Below are 15,287 nucleotides of genomic sequence, written 5' to 3' on the forward strand. Positions count from 1 at the left end.
CCGCCGCAAGCCGCGACGGGACGACGGACATGGAGGGAACGGGCGACGGTCACGGAGAGTTCCCGGCGGCCACGGAGAGTCCTGAGACCGCGCACGCGGAGCGAAGCGCACGGGCGCGGACCGTGAGAACACGGCCGGATGCCCGGGCGGCCACGTCCGCCGGACCGGTCAGAGCCCGGTCGGCACCCAGTCCGGCAGCGCCTCGGAGCGTTCCACCCACTCGGCGGGCGGTGTCCCCGCCTTGCCCGATGCGAGCACACCGCCCACGATCGCGCAGGTGGTGTCCACGTCACCGCCGACCCCGGCCGTCGCCCAGAAGGCCCCCTCGAAGTCCCCCAGGCTCCGCGCGGCCGACCAGAGGGCGAAGGGAACGGTGTCATGGGCGGTCGTACGACGTCCGCAGCCGAGCACCGCCGCGACGGTGCCCGCGTCGCCGTAGTCGAGCATGTCCCGGGCGCGCCGGAGTCCCTGGCCGACGGCGCTCTTCGGCACCAGGGCGATGACGCCGTCGAGGAGCGCCTCGGGACTGGGCGGGCCGTCCGGCGAGCCGGCCAGCGCCGCCGCGGCGGCCACGGCCATGGCGCCGACGACGGCCTCACGGTGCTGGTGGGTGGGGTAGGCCGAGATCTCCGCCTGATGGGTGGCCTGCTCCGGATCGTCCGCATACCAGGCACCCAGGGGCGCGATACGCATCGCCGCTCCGTTGCCCCAGGACCCCTGACCGTTGAACAGTGCGGCGGCCAGTTCACGCCAGTCCTCGCCCTCCCGGACGAGTCTCAGCAGCCGGTTGACCGCGGGGCCGTAGCCCCGGTCGAAGTCGTGGTGCTCGGCGAAGGAGCGGGCCAGCGCGTCCTGGTCGATACGTCCGTGGGCGGCCAGGACGGCGACCACGGAGCAGGCCATCTCGGTGTCGTCCGTCCACTGCCACGGCCCGGCGGGCAGCTCGTGTCGCTTGAGCAGGGGGTAGTTCGCCGGGACGAAGAACTGGGAGCCCAGGGCGTCCCCCACGGCCAATCCGCGCAGGCTCGCCAGCGCGCGCTCCAGGCGCCCGGAGGAAGAGGAGTCAGCGGTCATCGCTCTGCCACTCTATCCGTTCACCCAGTACGGCAGCGGATCCCGCCAGCGCTCGAAAGGCCGGTCGAGCGTGTACTTGCCGTCCTCTCCGAGAACGAGCATCCGCATCTCGGCGTTCCCGGGGTTCGACAGTGACTCGAATTCGGCGACCGTCCAGTGGAACCAGCGCATGCAGAACAGTCGCATCGCCAGTCCGTGCGTCACCAGGAGGACATTGGGCGGGTGGTCCGGCGCCTCGAAGCTGCGGAACAGGCTCTCCAGGAAGCCACCGACCCGGTCGTACACGTCGGCGCCGGACTCGCCCTGCGGGAACCGGAAGAAGAAGTGGCCGTACGCGTCGCGGTAGGCCTTCTGCAGACGCACGTCGTCGCGGTCCTGCCAGTTGCCCCAGTCCTGTTCACGCAGCCTCGGCTCCTCCCGGACCCGTATGAGGTCGGGGTCGAGGTGGAAGGCGCGCAGTGTCTCGTGCGTCCGGCGGTACGGGGAGACGTAGACGCTCACGCGTTCCCGGCCGAAGAGCTCCCGGAGCGTCTTGCCGGTCTCCTCCGCCTGCCGCCAGCCACGCTCGGTCAGCGCGAGAGCGTGGTCGGGCTCGCGCTCGTACACGGAGTCGTCGACGTTGCCCGTGGACTCGCCGTGCCGGACAAGGACGATGCGCCGTGGTCGTGCCATGCCAGAACCCTAGATCGAGCGGGAGAGAGTCGAGCACCCGGACGGGCTCCATACGGCGTAGGTCACATGAATCCCGCCTCGGCGGGCGTTCGTGGACGCACTGAGCCGCACCTTCGGGCCGGTGAGTTTGTTATTCAAACGTACGACGGTGGTGTCAGACCGTCCAGGACGGCTCCAGCTCCACGATGTCACCGGAGAGCGCCGCGACGTCGGCCTCTGTCTGGGCACGCAGCGCGAGGCGTTCCACGCGCTCGGTGCGGTACTTGCCGTGCTCGGCCGCCGACCGCCACATCGACAGCACCAGGAACTCCTGCCCGGGTGCCTCGGCGAACATGCCGCGGATCATGCCGGGCGAACCGGCCATCGCCGGGTTCCAGACCTTCTCCTGCATCAGCGTGAAGTGCTCGACGCGCTCCTCGTGGACCCGGCACAGTGCGACACGGATCAGATCGGAGTCGGTGAACCGCGGCTCGAAGCCCGTCTTCACGTCGAAGCGGTACTCGAACAGCTTGACCTGCGCGTCCTTGAACGTGCCGGACTGGGCGGCCGCCAGGCGGTCGTGCGAGCGGGCCATGAAGGAGTCGTAGAAGGCACGGCTCTCCCAGAAGGCGAAGATGTGCACCACCCCCGGCCGCTGCCGGCTCCAGCCTCCCCCTTGCCCCCGGAAACCCGGCTCCCCCAGAAGCCCCGCCCACTTCCGCTGCCCCCGCTCGAAGCCGCGGCGGTCCACCACGGTGCAGCGAATCCACTTGACCAGCACCGCGCCATCGTAAGGCCACGGGGCGTGGCGTCGGTCACGCTCCGGCGGAGATCGCCCGCGCGTGCGGCCCCCCGCGCGTGGCACGATGGACAAGGAGCCCTGACTGCAGCCGAGTTGGGGAGCATGGCGCCGCCGGGGGAAGGGGAAGCCTGTTGACCGGTTTCAGCAAGGGGATCGGCAAGGTCGAGGTCGGGCTCAAGTGGGACCCCAGTCCTGCGGGTCAGCCGCCCACCGATCTCGATCTCGTCGCCGCGACGTTCCTGTCGGGCGACCCGTACGGGACCCCGGCCTATCTGGTGCACTTCGACAGCCGCTCGCCGGACGGCACCATCTTCCTCAACCGGGACAGCACGGACGGCAGGGGCTTCGGTTGGGACGAGGTCATGACGCTGGAACTGGACCGGCTCGACGGCCGGTACGCGCGCGTGGTGGTCGGTGTCGTCATCCAACAGCGTTTCGGCCACAGGACGTTCATCAATGTGCTGAATCCGGCCATGCGCATCCGGGTGGACCGCTACACCGTGCTCGCACAGGACGACTTCGGTTCGGTCCTCGGTGCGACGGCGGCCACGATCGCGGAATTCGTCCGTGACGCCTCCGGGGAGTGGACCTTCCGTCCCGGCGTGCACGGCTTCGAGGAGGACCCGGCGACCTTCACCCGGGTCATGGGCCGAGCCCAGTAGTCATGGTCGGGGCCCACTGGCGGTAAGGGGCGCCGGCCATTGCCGACGCCCCTTACCTCACTTCAGGAACCGCACGTCGTCAGCTGCAGCCGCTGGTCGAGCCGCAGCCCTCGCAGATGTAGCAGGACCCGGCCCGCTGCATCTTCGTACCGCAGGAGAAGCACAGCGGGGCGTCGGCCTGGATGCCCAGCTGCATCTCCACCAGCTCGGCGCTGGTGTGGGCCTGCTTCGGGGCGGGCTTGGCCGCCTCGGACTCGGACCTCGGCGTGGCGACCGCCTTCAGCTCCTGCGCACGGGGCGCGGACTGGGCCAGGCCCTCGACGTCGACCTCGTCATCGGCCGGCTCGTAGGAACCGGTCTCCAGGTGCCGCTGACGCTCCTCGGCGGAGTGGATGCCGAGCGCGGAGCGGGTCTCGAAGGGCAGGAAGTCCAGCGCCAGGCGGCGGAAGATGTAGTCGACGATCGACTGCGCCATCCGCACGTCCGGGTCGTCCGTCATGCCGGCCGGCTCGAAGCGCATGTTGGTGAACTTCGAGACGTACGTCTCCAGCGGCACGCCGTACTGCAGGCCGACGGAGACCGCGATGGAGAAGGCGTCCATCATGCCCGCGAGGGTCGAGCCCTGCTTGGACATCTTCAGGAAGACCTCGCCGAGACCGTCGTCCGGGTAGGAGTTGGCCGTCATGTAGCCCTCGGCACCGCCGACGGTGAAGGACGTGGTGATGCCGGGACGTCCCTTCGGGAGGCGCTTGCGGACCGGGCGGTACTCGACGACCTTCTCGACCCTGGGCTCGACGGCGGCGGCCTCCTCGGCCTTCTTCTCCTCCGCGGAGTCCTTCTTCTTGGCGGAGAGCGGCTGGCCGACCTTGCAGTTGTCGCGGTAGATCGCGAGCGCCTTCACGCCCAGCTTCCAGGCCTCGAAGTAGATCTCCTCGACCTCCTCGACGGTCGCCGTCTCCGGCATGTTGACCGTCTTGGAGATGGCGCCGGAGATCCACGGCTGGATCGCGGCCATCATGCGGACGTGGCCCATCGGGGAGATGGCGCGCTCGCCCATGGCGCAGTCGAACACCTCGTAGTGCTCGTGCTTCAGGCCAGGAGCGTCGATCACATTGCCGTGCTCGGCGATGTGGGCGACGATCGCCTCGATCTGCTCCTCCTGGTAGCCCAGGCGGCGCAGGGCCTGCGGCACGGTGCCGTTGACGATCTGCATCGAGCCGCCGCCGACCAGCTTCTTGAACTTCACCAGCGCCAGGTCGGGCTCGACACCGGTGGTGTCGCAGGACATCGCGAGACCGATGGTGCCGGTCGGGGCCAGGACGGACGCCTGGGAGTTACGGAAACCGTTCTTCTCACCGAGACGGACGACGTCCTGCCAGGCCTCCGTGGCGGCTGCCCACACCGGGGTGTCCAGGTCGTCCATGCGGACGGCCTGGCCGTTGGCGTCGGCGTGCTGCTTCATGACGCGCTTGTGGGCGTCGGCGTTGCGGGCGTAGCCGTCGTACGGACCGACGACCGCGGCCAGCTCGGCGGAGCGGCGGTAGGCCGTACCCGTCATCAGGGAGGTGATGGCGCCGGCGAGGGCACGGCCGCCGTCGGAGTCGTAGGCGTGACCGGTGGCCATCAGCAGGGCGCCGAGGTTGGCGTAGCCGATGCCGAGCTGGCGGAACGCGCGCGTGTTCTCGCCGATCTTCTGGGTCGGGAAGTCCGCGAAGCAGATCGAGATGTCCATCGCGGTGATGACCAGCTCGACGACCTTCTGGAAGCGCTCGGTCTCGAAGGACTGGTGGCCCTTGCCGTCGTCCTTCAGGAACTTCATCAGGTTCAGCGAGGCCAGGTTGCAGGACGTGTTGTCCAGGTGCATGTACTCGCTGCACGGGTTCGACGCGGTGATCCGGCCGGACTCGGGGCAGGTGTGCCAGTTGTTGATGGTGTCGTCGTACTGGATACCCGGGTCGGCGCAGGCCCAGGCGGCCTCGGCGATCTTGCGGAAGAGCGCCTTGGCGTCGACCTCCTCGATGACCTCACCGGTCATACGGGCGCGCAGGCCGAACTTGCCGCTGTCCTCGACCGCCTTCATGAACTCGTCGTTCACGCGGACCGAGTTGTTGGCGTTCTGGTACTGGACGGAGGTGATGTCGTCGCCGCCCAGGTCCATGTCGAAGCCCGCGTCGCGCAGGACGCGGATCTTCTCCTCTTCCTTGACCTTGGTCTCGATGAAGTCCTCGATGTCGGGGTGGTCGACGTCGAGCACGACCATCTTGGCGGCGCGGCGGGTGGCGCCACCGGACTTGATGGTGCCGGCGGAGGCGTCGGCGCCGCGCATGAAGGAGACCGGGCCGGAGGCGTTGCCGCCGGAGGACAGCAGTTCCTTGGAGGAGCGGATGCGGGAGAGGTTCAGGCCGGCTCCGGAGCCGCCCTTGAAGATCATGCCCTCTTCCTTGTACCAGTCGAGGATCGACTCCATGGAGTCGTCGACGGACAGGATGAAGCAGGCGGAGACCTGCTGGGGCTGCGGGGTGCCCACGTTGAACCAGACGGGGCTGTTGAAGCTGAAGATCTGGTGCAGGAGGGCGTAGGCCAGCTCGTGCTCGAAGATCTCGGCGTCGGCGGGCGAGGCGAAGTACTTGTGGTCCTCGCCGGCCTTCCGGTACGTCTTCACGATGCGGTCGATCAGCTGCTTGAGGCTGGTCTCGCGCTGCGGGGTGCCGACGGCACCGCGGAAGTACTTGCTGGTGACGATGTTGACCGCGTTCACCGACCAGAAGTCGGGGAACTCGACGCCACGCTGCTCGAAATTGACCGAGCCGTCGCGCCAGTTGGTCATGACGACGTCACGGCGCTCCCACGACACCTCGTCGTACGGGTGTACGCCGGGCGTGGTGTGGATGCGCTCGATACGCAGTCCCTTGGTGGCCTTGGTGCCCTTGGTTCGGGAACCTCGTGCCGGACCGCTCGCCGTCTCTGTCATGCCGCCTCCCTGTACGGGCAAAAACGCCCTGAAGTGCCGCGTTTGTTCCCGTGGCACGGTGTTGTGTCTTGTGTTGCGGGCACCCTCAGCTGCCACCCGCAACAGGTCTTCGGTCGCCGCCTCCCGGCCGGAACCCGGCTCTCCTCCGGCTTCCGGGCCGCCGGTCAGTCGGCGGCGCGGGCGGGCACGGGGACCTGAGTGGTCCCGCCGGACCCGCGATCGTCTTCCTGGCTCCCCGCTCCCGCGTCTTCCTCGTCCGCGGCGGGGCCTCGCGTCGCCTCCCTCAGCTCCGCGATGGCGGCCTCGAAATCCTCGAGCGAGTCGAACGCCCGGTACACGGAGGCGAATCGCAGATAGGCGACGAGGTCGAGCTCCTGCAACGGGCCGAGTATGGCCAGTCCCACGTCGTGGGTGGTCAGCTCGGCGCTTCCGGTGGCCCGCAGCGCCTCCTCGACCCGCTGGCCGAGCTGGGCGAGTGCGTCCTCGGTGACAGGCCGTCCCTGGCATGCCTTGCGCACGCCGTTGATGACCTTGGTACGACTGAAAGGCTCGGTGACCCCGGACCGCTTGATCACCATGAGCGAGCACGTCTCCACGGTCGTGAAACGACGGGAGCAGTCGGGGCACTGGCGGCGCCTGCGGATCGCCGTGCCGTCGTCGGTCGTACGACTGTCGACCACACGGCTGTCGGGGTGCCTGCAGAAGGGGCAGTGCATGATCTCCAACCCTCCTCACAGCAGACTCAATAGCCTCACCGAGCCACATGAGCCCCGCGAAGCAGCCCTAAGCATAGGCGATCGTGGGACCGCCTCAGACCGGGGGGACCACAACTTCTGGGCCGGTGTAGCCATCCAACCACTAGATGTGGGGATTGGCTCATACACCGAGGCCAACTCGCGTGTCGTGAGGGACGAAAGCGGACGCCGACCTGGAGAAGGCCCACGCAGGCAGCCCTACGGCCTCCACAGAGACACGCGGGCGCAGAGGCGTATCGCTGTGGGACTTACGGAGATACCGTGGGCGCCGCACGGAGGCCGCGTGGGGCTCCGGCGCAGAAGGGACCCGGAGCCCGGACGAGCGGGTTCCGGATGGCAGACTGGGGTAGCGGCCCACGAGGTCGGCAATCCCAGCGGTGAAGAGTACAACAATGGGCGCTTTTGCCTGCCAGGTGGCGCGTTAGCAATACACCCAGACACATGATCGCGTCAGGTGAATCGCACTTTTTCACTCGAACGTGTGTTTGGCGCAACCTTTCGAAAGCAACTACCGTTGTCCAGCAGGGAGACCATCGAGAGGGGCAGACGTGACCACCACCGCAGACAGTGCCACCATCACCGCCCAGGACCGCTCCCAGGGACGAGTCGAGCCGGTACACGTGATGAACGAAGCCACGAATCCCGAGGGGCACAAGCGCTCCCTGCCGGGCCGACCTCCAGGCATCCGGGCGGACAGTTCCGGACTGACCGACCGCCAGCGCCGCGTGATCGAAGTCATCCGGGACTCTGTACAGCGGCGCGGTTACCCGCCGTCGATGCGGGAGATCGGCCAGGCCGTCGGCCTCTCGAGCACATCCTCGGTCGCCCACCAGCTGATGGCGCTGGAGCGCAAGGGCTTCCTGCGCCGCGACCCGCACCGCCCGCGCGCGTACGAGGTCCGGGGCTCGGACCAGGCCGTGACCGTGCAGCCCACGGACACCGCCGGCAAGCCCGCCGCGTCGTACGTCCCGCTGGTCGGCCGCATCGCCGCCGGTGGCCCCATCCTCGCGGAGGAGTCCGTCGAGGACGTCTTCCCTCTCCCCCGCCAGCTCGTCGGCGACGGTGAGCTGTTCGTCCTCAAGGTCGTCGGCGACTCCATGATCGAGGCCGCGATCTGCGACGGCGACTGGGTCACCGTCCGTCGCCAGCCGGTCGCCGAGAACGGCGACATCGTGGCGGCCATGCTCGACGGCGAAGCCACCGTCAAGCGGTTCAAGCGCGAGGACGGCCACGTCTGGCTGCTCCCGCACAACGCGGCCTACGAGCCGATTCCCGGCGACGACGCGACCATTCTGGGCAAGGTCGTCGCGGTGCTGCGGCGCGTATGACGCCTGCGGCGGGCGGGTCGTACGTTCGGCCCACTCCCTGACCGGGCCCCGGAACCCCTGCGCCGGTTCCGGGGTCCTGCTGTGTCCGGAGGCCGCCCCGTGTTTTCGCATCGGGGTGGTCTGACCGGCACCGGTCGGGCCACCCCGCGATCACTTCTCCTCGGTCTGCTGCGCTTCCGTCGCCTTCGCCGCCGCGTCGATCGCCGCGAGCGACTTGCGCACCTGGTTACGGTCCGTGGTGTACCAGAAGTCCGGCAGTGACGCCTTGAGATAGCCGCCGTACCGCGCCGTGGCCAGCCGCTGATCCAGTACGGCGACCACGCCCCGGTCCCCCGACGCGCGGACGAGCCGGCCGGCGCCCTGAGCCATGAGCAGGGCCGCGTGGGTGGCGGCCACCGCCATGAAGCCGTTGCCGCCCGCGTCCTCCACCGCCTTCTGCCGGGCACTCATGAGCGGATCGTCGGGACGGGGGAACGGGATCTTGTCCATGACGACCAGCTGACAGCTCGGTCCGGGGACGTCGACGCCCTGCCACAGGGACAGCGTGCCGAACAGGCAGGTCTTCGGATCGGCCGCGAAGTTCTTGATCAGCTCGCCGAGGGTCTCCTCGCCCTGGAGCAGGATCGGAAACTCGGGAATCCGGGAGCGCAGCTCCTCCCCCGCGAGCTGCGCGGCCCGCATGGACGAGAACAGCCCGAGGGTCCGGCCACCGGCCGCCTGGATGAGTTCGGTCAGCTCGTCGAGCATGTCGGCACGCTCACCGTCACGCGCGGGCCGCGAGAGGTGCCTGGCGACGTAGAAGATGCCCTGCCTGCGGTAGTCGAAGGGCGAGCCGACATCGACACCCTTCCACTTCGGCAGGTCCTCGCCCTCCACGCCCTCGGGGCCGAGGCCGAGGGACGCGCCGACGCCGTTGAAGTCGCCGCCCAGCTTGAGGGTCGCCGAGGTGAGGACGACGGCGCGGTCGGCGAAGAGCTTCTCCCTGAGCAGGCCCGAGACCGACATGGGGGCGACCCTCAGGGACGCGCCGAAGCGGTCGTGCCGCTCGTACCAGACGACGTCCCACTCCGAGCCGTTCAGGACCCGTTCCGCCACGTCGTGCACCGTCTCCACCGAGGCCAGCGCCTGCTTGCGGACCGCGTCCTCGTCCTGCACCGATTTGTCGCGCGTCGCGCCCATCGCGGAGATGACCGTCCGCGCGGCGTCCCGCAACGCCATCAGGGCGTAACCGAGGTCTTCCGGGATCTCTTCCAAGCGGCCCGGCAGGGCCAGCTCCATCAGCCGCTCGAAGCCCTCGGCGGCGGTCTGGAGCTGATCGGCGGCCTTCTCGTTCACCAGCTTGGCGGCGCGGCGCACCGCTCGGTTGACCTGGCCGGGCGTGAGCTCGCCGGTCGCGACGCCGGTGACCCGGGAGACGAGTTCGTGGGCCTCGTCCACGATCAGCACCTCGTGCTGTGGAAGCACCGGCGCACCCTCGATGGCGTCGATGGCCAGCAGCGCGTGGTTGGTGACCACGACCTCGGCGAGCTTGGCACGCTCGCGGGCCATCTCCGCGAAGCACTCGGCGCCATAAGCGCACTTCGAGGCGCCCAGGCACTCCCGCGACGACACCGACACCTGCGCCCAGGCGCGGTCCGACACGCCCGGAGTGAGGTCGTCCCGGTCACCGGTCTCCGTCTCGTCCGACCAGTCCCGCAGCCGCAGGAGGTCCTGGCCCAGCTTGCTGGTGGGCGCGGCGGCCTCGAACTGGTCGAAGAGGCCGTCCTCCTCGTCCTGCGGCATGCCCTCGTGCAGGCGGTGCAGGCAGAGATAGTTCGACCGGCCCTTCAGCATCGCGAACTCCGGGCGGCGGCGCAGCAGCGGGTGCAGAGCCTCGACCGTGCGCGGCAGGTCGCGCTCCACGAGCTGGCGCTGCAGCGCGAGCGTGGCCGTCGCGACGACCACTCTTTCCCCGTGCGCCAGCGCGGGCACCAGATAGCCGAGCGACTTTCCGGTGCCGGTGCCGGCCTGGACCAGCAGGTGGGATCCGTCGTCGATCGCCTCGGCGACCGCTTCGGCCATGGTCACCTGGCCGGGGCGCTCCGTGCCACCGACGGCTGTGACAGCGGCATGCAGGAGTTCGGGGAGTGAGGGCTTCGTCATAGCCCGACCACCCTACGGCCCGGCACTGACAAACGTGCGCTTGAGACGGGGAGGGAGGGCGGGATCACGGCTGGGCTCCTGGGTGCGGGGTGGGTGGCGGAAGTGGCGGGAGAAGGACTTGGGCGGTGGCGGCGGGCGGAAGGAAGAGCAGGGGGAGGGCAAGTCGGCCGGGCGTGGTGGCGGGTCGCTGGCGGCGGAACGGTGGGGGCGGTGGGGGTAGCGGGCGATGCCGCGGGTGGTCCGTCGGCCTGCCTCGGAAATTTCTCGGATCGGGTGGGAACTCGATCGGTCCGCCAGTCGTACTACATGTGACCGCGTGATCACACGGTGCTACAGAACTTCGCGCAGGACCCGGTCCCGGATCATGAGGGCGGCCCGCTTGCCGGGCAGGTCGGCCTCGTCCGCGTACCGGAAGCCGGCGCTCAGGAAAGCCGCGATGGAGGGGGTGTTGCGAAGATCGGGTTCCGCTACGACCCGTGCGCATGCGGGGCGCCGGTCGAGGATCAGATCGGCCACGGCTCGCAGCAGGGCGGATCCCAGCCCCCGCCCTCGATCCGCGGCCGCGCCGAGGAGGAAGTGGATCCCGGTGTCATGTGGACGGGCCGGATAGTGGCGGGCCAGGGGATCCAGGTCTGCCCGGTAGATCTCCCAGTAGCTCATAGGGGCGCCGTCCAGTACGCCGAGACACGGCATGCTGCGTCCGTCGCCGTCCAGTTGAGCGCGCAGGTGGTCCTCCGTCCGGTTCTGGGGCCCGGCCAGCTCCCAGAATTCCGCGACGACGGGGTCGTTCATCCAGCGATGGATGAGTGACAGGTCTTCATCGATGCGGACGGGAACCAGCTGGAAGGAGCCGACACGAGTGACCACCGAACCCCATGTGTGGAGCTGGTCCAGCAGATAGGCCGTGCCTCCGCCGAAGAGGGCGAGGAAGTCGGTGGGCAGATGCAGATCCAGTGTGTCCTCGCAGTCCCCGTCGTCGTCCTCGATCGCGAACCCGGTGAAGGGGGCACTTCGGGGGCTCGCATGGACCGTTCGGGGGTCGGCGGAGCCCCCGGGGACAGAGACGAGTGTGGGGGCGGGGGCATCCGGACGGGCAGTGGCGGGGCCGGGGCCGGCGTTCGCGTCGGTGGGAGGCATGGTGCGCTCCTCTCAGGAGACGAGGGGGGTCATGGTCCTCGGGGGTGCGGGGAGCAGGTTCGGTTCGTTCAGGAATGAAGGGGGTTGGCGATGGTGACGTAGACGGACTGGGTGTCGACCGGGCCGACGAGCTCGTCGAGACCGTGCAGCCGGGTCAGCAGGTTGGCCTTGCAGCGCAGCACGGGTGAGTCGAGCAGGCGACGGGGCAGGGAGGTGCGCAGGGCGTTGGGTCCTGTTGAGACGTCGCTGAGGAAGCGGCGGAAGGCCGCGAGGAGGAGTCGTTCGTCGGCCAGGCGTTGGGAGCCGAATGCACCGATCAGGCCCAGCACGTTGTTGATGGCGAGGTAGTAGGCGAAGCGTTCGTCGGTGACCTCGTCGGAGACGAAGGTGTCGCTGTGCTCACCGATGCCGGGCAGCCGGGCGTCCAGATCAGCTCGCCGGGACTCGCGGAAGTAGTACCCCTGGTTGTCGCGGTAGTAGCCGCCGGCGGGCCAGCCGTGGCCGTCGAGCACCAGCAGGGTGTTCTGCTGGTGCGCTTCGAGGGCGACGCCTGCCTCGCTGTCCAGCCAGAGGACGGGGCGCACGACCTGCTTCAGGTAGCGGAGGAACCACTCAGCTGCAACGGCTCCGACGGGCCGCCCGGTGCGGGCGGCGAGCCTCGCCACGAGTTCGGCCAGCCGGGAGCGCATGGGCCAAGTCCGGTGTTGTGTCGAGGAGTTGCCGATTCCAGGCTCGGGGGCGGGCCGGGGCGACACGAGTCCGGCGACACAGCCGACTTCGTCGGTCGGGCCGAACGGGTTGTGCCGGATCACCACGTCGAGTCCGGGCACGGGCAGGCCGTCCGGGTCGTCGACGGCGAGCCAGGCCGGGTCACGGACGATGTCGAAGCCGGGGTGTACGGCCTGCCATTGCTTGAACAGGCCGGCGCGCAGCAGCCGGTGCACCTCGACTCCCCGATGGAGTTCCTTGCGCAGGTTCTCGCGGCAGGAGTTGGTGATGCGCACACCGAGCGACAGCTTGAGCATCGCGGGGGCGCCGGATCGGTGGACCGTGCGTACGGAGGAGGTGGGATGCCATTCGGTGCCGAGGGGCCCGAGGTCACGGAGGAGGCCGGAGTCGAGCAGGGCGGCTACGGGTTCGCGATGGCGCAGCTCGCGAGCCTGCCACGGGTGCAGGGGGAGAGCGGCATGGCTGTCGGGCAGGGGCAGGTCGGCTTCGGCGAGGCGCCGGGTGAGGTGGCCGGCGGGGACGGGACGACCGCGCTCGGTCCAGGCCGAGTCGGTCGCGAGGAGAGAGGGGGCGACAGCCATCCAGTGCAGCGGAAAGGAGCCGCGCAGCTCCGGTGAGTAGAGACGTGTTTCTGCCTCGGTCAGCCCTTCCCGGCTCTTCGGAGTCGGATGGAGGGGGTGCCCGAGAAGGAGGGCCTGCTCGGCGGAGAGGAAGAGGTCGGAGGCGTCGGTGGGGTGCTCGCGCCGGTCACGGACGAAGGTCGCGGTGCGGCGGAGGGAGTCGGCCACCCTGGCCACGAGCTCAGCGTCGTCATGAGAGACGGCTGTTCCGGATGCCTGGCCGCGGGAGGCATCGGCCGTGTCCCCGGATGCCTCACGGGCGAGCAGCGCCGCCAAGGTGACGGCGTCGACGTCCGGGGCGGCGTCGGGGGCGCCGGCCAGGCGTGGTGAACCGAAGCGATGCGAGCCGGTCGGCGACCAGTAGCGGACCGGCACGAGCAGAGAGGTGCCGCTGGCCGGAAGCGGGAGGAGGAGGGTGCCACAGGCGGGGGCGACGAGGTTGGTCTCGCGTACCCAGCACCGCAGCAGGTTCTCCACGGCGGCGGCCTCGGCCGCGATGTGCGGGTCGGGATGTTCCAGCAGGTCGGCGCCGGGCTCGGGCAGTCGGGTGAGATCCGCGGTGCGCCTCTTCTGCCGGGGAACGGACTCGGCGAGCGGCACCGGAGAGGCCGGGGCTGCGGAGTCTCCCTGTTCGTCGGGAGCACCGGAGCTGCCGCCGGGAGTGGGAGTGGCGTTCATGACGGCTCCTCTTGGCTGGCTGGGGGTGGTACTGGGCTCGTCCCGTCGCTCTGTCGCCGTTCCACCGCGGCCGATGGTCGCCTCGGCGGCGTCGGCGGCCGGCCTGGCCGCGCCGCCGGGCCAGGTCGGCGGGGAGAGCGGGTGTGGGCGAGAGGACTCTGGATGTGTCATGGGAGGCCGTTTTGGCCTGAATGCCCTTGAAAGGAGGTGCAGTTGGATGAGAAGGGCAGGGGATCGGAAGACCGGTGTCGGTTTCCAGGACCGGTCGGCATCGGTGTGGGCCTCAGCCCGCGCGCCGGCCAGGGCCGTGGTGTCTGCCGTGCTGTGGGCCGTGCTCTTCGTGGTCGCGAGCGACCGCGGCCACCGCGTCCGACAGGCGGTCCAGAACGGCCGCTGCCTGCTCCTCGCTGATCGTGAGCGGTGGAAGCAGCCGGACCACGGCCGAGTGGCGGCCGCCGAGTTCGACGATCAAGCCGCGCTGGAGACACTCCCGCTGCACTGCCACGGCGAGTTCGGGCGCGGCCGGACGGGGAGCGTGAGGGGGTTCCGGATCCGAGGCCGCGGGGTGGTGGTCGAGGGGCTCGGAAACGGCGCCCGCCGGGTCCACCAGCTCGACCCCGAGCATCAGTCCACGCCCCCGCACCTCGCCCACGCACGCGAAGGTGTCGGCGAGTTCCCCGAGGCGGTTCAGCATGCGGGAGCCGAGGTCGGCCGCTCGTTCGGCGAGGCCGTTCTCTCGGACGAACGCAAGGGTCGCGGTGCCCGCGGCCATGGCGAGCTGGTTGCCCCGGAAGGTTCCCGCGTGGGCGCCGGGTGGCCAGACGTCGAGATCGTCGCGGTAGACGATCACTGCCAGCGGGAGGCTGCCGCCGACGGCCTTGGACAGGACCATGACGTCGGGGGTGATGCCGCTGTGGTCGACGGCCCAGAAGGCGCCCGTCCTGCCCACTCCGGTCTGGATCTCGTCGGCGATCAGCGGGATGGACCGGTCCGCCGTGAGCCGGCGCATACGGCGCAGCCAGTCGTCGGGGCCGGGAATCACCCCGCCCTCGCCCTGGACGGGTTCGAGGATCATCCCGGCGGGCAGGGGCACGCCCGACTTGGGATCATCGAGAAGAGACTCGGTCCACCGGGCGGCGAGTTCGGCGCCGTGCGGTCCGCCGACACCGAAGGGGCAGCGATAGTCCTGCGGATAGGGCAGGCGGGCGACCTGGACGTCACGGGCGCCGCCGGAGGCGGCCAGGGCGCCGGCGGTCATGCCGTGGTAGGCGCCGGTGAAGGCGAGGATGCCGGTGCGGCCGGTCGCGGCGCGGACCAGTTTGAGTGCGGCCTCGACGGCGTCGGTACCGGCCGGACCGCAGAACTGGACGCGGGCGCGGTCGGCGAGGCCGGGCGGGAGGGTGCGGAACAGCTCGGTGATGAAGGCGTCCTTCACGGGGGTCGCCAGGTCGAGGACGGAGAGCGGAGCGCCGGAGTCGAGGACCCTGCGGATGGCTTCCAGGACGACCGGATGGTTGTGCCCGAGGGCGAGGGTGCCGGCGCCGGAGAGACAGTCCAGGTAGCGGCGGCCGTCGGCGCCCTCGATGGTGAGCCCTCGCGCCCGGACCGGGACGATGGGCAGGGCCCGGGCATAGGTACGGGCGGAGGATTCACGCGCCGACTGGCGTCTGAGGATCCCCTCGTGCACAGCACGCGCTTCCCCGTGCATGCCCCCAGCCCTCGACTCCGTAACGGCCAC

At 69.8% G+C, this 15,287-nt stretch carries 11 protein-coding genes; 2 read left to right on the top strand and 9 right to left on the bottom strand.

What is annotated here, in order from left to right; genetic code table 11:
- Positions 1–168: 168 nt before the first annotated feature.
- The 3 genes from FB563_RS04925 to FB563_RS04935 all read right to left on the bottom strand — a co-directional run bounded on the left by FB563_RS04925 (position 169) and on the right by FB563_RS04935 (position 2,506).
- Positions 169–1,074 carry an ADP-ribosylglycohydrolase family protein gene (locus FB563_RS04925; protein WP_055710197.1) on the bottom strand — a complete coding sequence of 302 codons (906 nt, stop codon included), beginning with the start codon at positions 1,072–1,074 and terminating at the stop codon, positions 169–171.
- Between the two features lie 12 nt (positions 1,075–1,086).
- Positions 1,087–1,746, bottom strand: coding sequence for a histidine phosphatase family protein (locus FB563_RS04930; RefSeq protein ID WP_055710196.1), 660 nt, complete (start codon positions 1,744–1,746; stop codon positions 1,087–1,089).
- Positions 1,747–1,900: 154 nt separating this feature from the next.
- The gene (locus FB563_RS04935) at positions 1,901–2,506 is read right to left on the bottom strand and encodes a YdbC family protein (protein WP_142218487.1); all 606 of its coding nucleotides are present in this window, start codon (positions 2,504–2,506) and stop codon (positions 1,901–1,903) included.
- 152 nt (positions 2,507–2,658) lie between these two features.
- Between FB563_RS04935 and FB563_RS04940 the strand changes: the two genes are divergently transcribed.
- A complete protein-coding gene (locus tag FB563_RS04940) occupies positions 2,659–3,189 on the top strand; it encodes a TerD family protein (protein WP_055710150.1) in 531 nt (176 codons plus the stop codon).
- 79 nt (positions 3,190–3,268) lie between these two features.
- On the opposite strand, the gene FB563_RS04945 is transcribed toward FB563_RS04940, so the two are convergent.
- A complete protein-coding gene (locus FB563_RS04945) occupies positions 3,269–6,160 on the bottom strand; it encodes a vitamin B12-dependent ribonucleotide reductase (RefSeq protein WP_055710151.1) in 2,892 nt (963 codons plus the stop codon).
- Positions 6,161–6,324: 164 nt separating this feature from the next.
- Positions 6,325–6,876 (bottom strand): transcriptional regulator NrdR, encoded by a 552-nt coding sequence (nrdR, locus tag FB563_RS04950; protein ID WP_055710154.1) that lies wholly within the window; start codon positions 6,874–6,876, stop codon positions 6,325–6,327.
- A 587-nt stretch (positions 6,877–7,463) separates the two neighbouring features.
- Between nrdR and lexA the strand changes: the two genes are divergently transcribed.
- A complete protein-coding gene (gene lexA, locus FB563_RS04955) occupies positions 7,464–8,243 on the top strand; it encodes a transcriptional repressor LexA (RefSeq protein WP_055710152.1) in 780 nt (259 codons plus the stop codon).
- Positions 8,244–8,393: 150 nt separating this feature from the next.
- On the opposite strand, the gene FB563_RS04960 is transcribed toward lexA, so the two are convergent.
- The 4 genes from FB563_RS04960 to FB563_RS04975 all read right to left on the bottom strand — a co-directional run bounded on the left by FB563_RS04960 (position 8,394) and on the right by FB563_RS04975 (position 15,257).
- Positions 8,394–10,385: an ATP-dependent DNA helicase gene (locus tag FB563_RS04960; RefSeq protein WP_055710153.1), complete on the bottom strand. Its 1,992-nt coding sequence runs from the start codon at positions 10,383–10,385 to the stop codon at positions 8,394–8,396.
- Between the two features lie 330 nt (positions 10,386–10,715).
- Complete coding sequence (locus FB563_RS04965) at positions 10,716–11,522, bottom strand: GNAT family N-acetyltransferase (RefSeq protein WP_142218488.1); 807 nt, start codon at positions 11,520–11,522, stop codon at positions 10,716–10,718.
- A gap of 68 nt (positions 11,523–11,590) precedes the next feature.
- Entirely contained in the window at positions 11,591–13,549 is a 1,959-nt protein-coding gene (locus FB563_RS04970; protein ID WP_063797153.1) for an IucA/IucC family protein, read from the bottom strand.
- 283 nt (positions 13,550–13,832) lie between these two features.
- Positions 13,833–15,257 (bottom strand): diaminobutyrate--2-oxoglutarate transaminase family protein, encoded by a 1,425-nt coding sequence (locus FB563_RS04975; protein WP_079049074.1) that lies wholly within the window; start codon positions 15,255–15,257, stop codon positions 13,833–13,835.
- Positions 15,258–15,287 lie beyond the last annotated feature (30 nt).

This window comes from Streptomyces puniciscabiei, from assembly GCF_006715785.1.
Classification (GTDB): domain Bacteria; phylum Actinomycetota; class Actinomycetes; order Streptomycetales; family Streptomycetaceae; genus Streptomyces; species Streptomyces puniciscabiei.

Coding starts and splice junctions, on each gene's coding strand:
- FB563_RS04965 (WP_142218488.1), bottom strand. CDS start 11,522: ATGCCTCCCACCGACGCGAACGCCGGCCCCGGCCCCGCCACTGCCCGT.
- FB563_RS04930 (WP_055710196.1), bottom strand. CDS start 1,746: ATGGCACGACCACGGCGCATCGTCCTTGTCCGGCACGGCGAGTCCACG.
- FB563_RS04945 (WP_055710151.1), bottom strand. CDS start 6,160: ATGACAGAGACGGCGAGCGGTCCGGCACGAGGTTCCCGAACCAAGGGC.
- FB563_RS04975 (WP_079049074.1), bottom strand. CDS start 15,257: ATGCACGGGGAAGCGCGTGCTGTGCACGAGGGGATCCTCAGACGCCAG.
- FB563_RS04960 (WP_055710153.1), bottom strand. CDS start 10,385: ATGACGAAGCCCTCACTCCCCGAACTCCTGCATGCCGCTGTCACAGCC.
- FB563_RS04925 (WP_055710197.1), bottom strand. CDS start 1,074: ATGACCGCTGACTCCTCTTCCTCCGGGCGCCTGGAGCGCGCGCTGGCG.
- FB563_RS04970 (WP_063797153.1), bottom strand. CDS start 13,549: ATGAACGCCACTCCCACTCCCGGCGGCAGCTCCGGTGCTCCCGACGAA.
- nrdR (WP_055710154.1), bottom strand. CDS start 6,876: ATGCACTGCCCCTTCTGCAGGCACCCCGACAGCCGTGTGGTCGACAGT.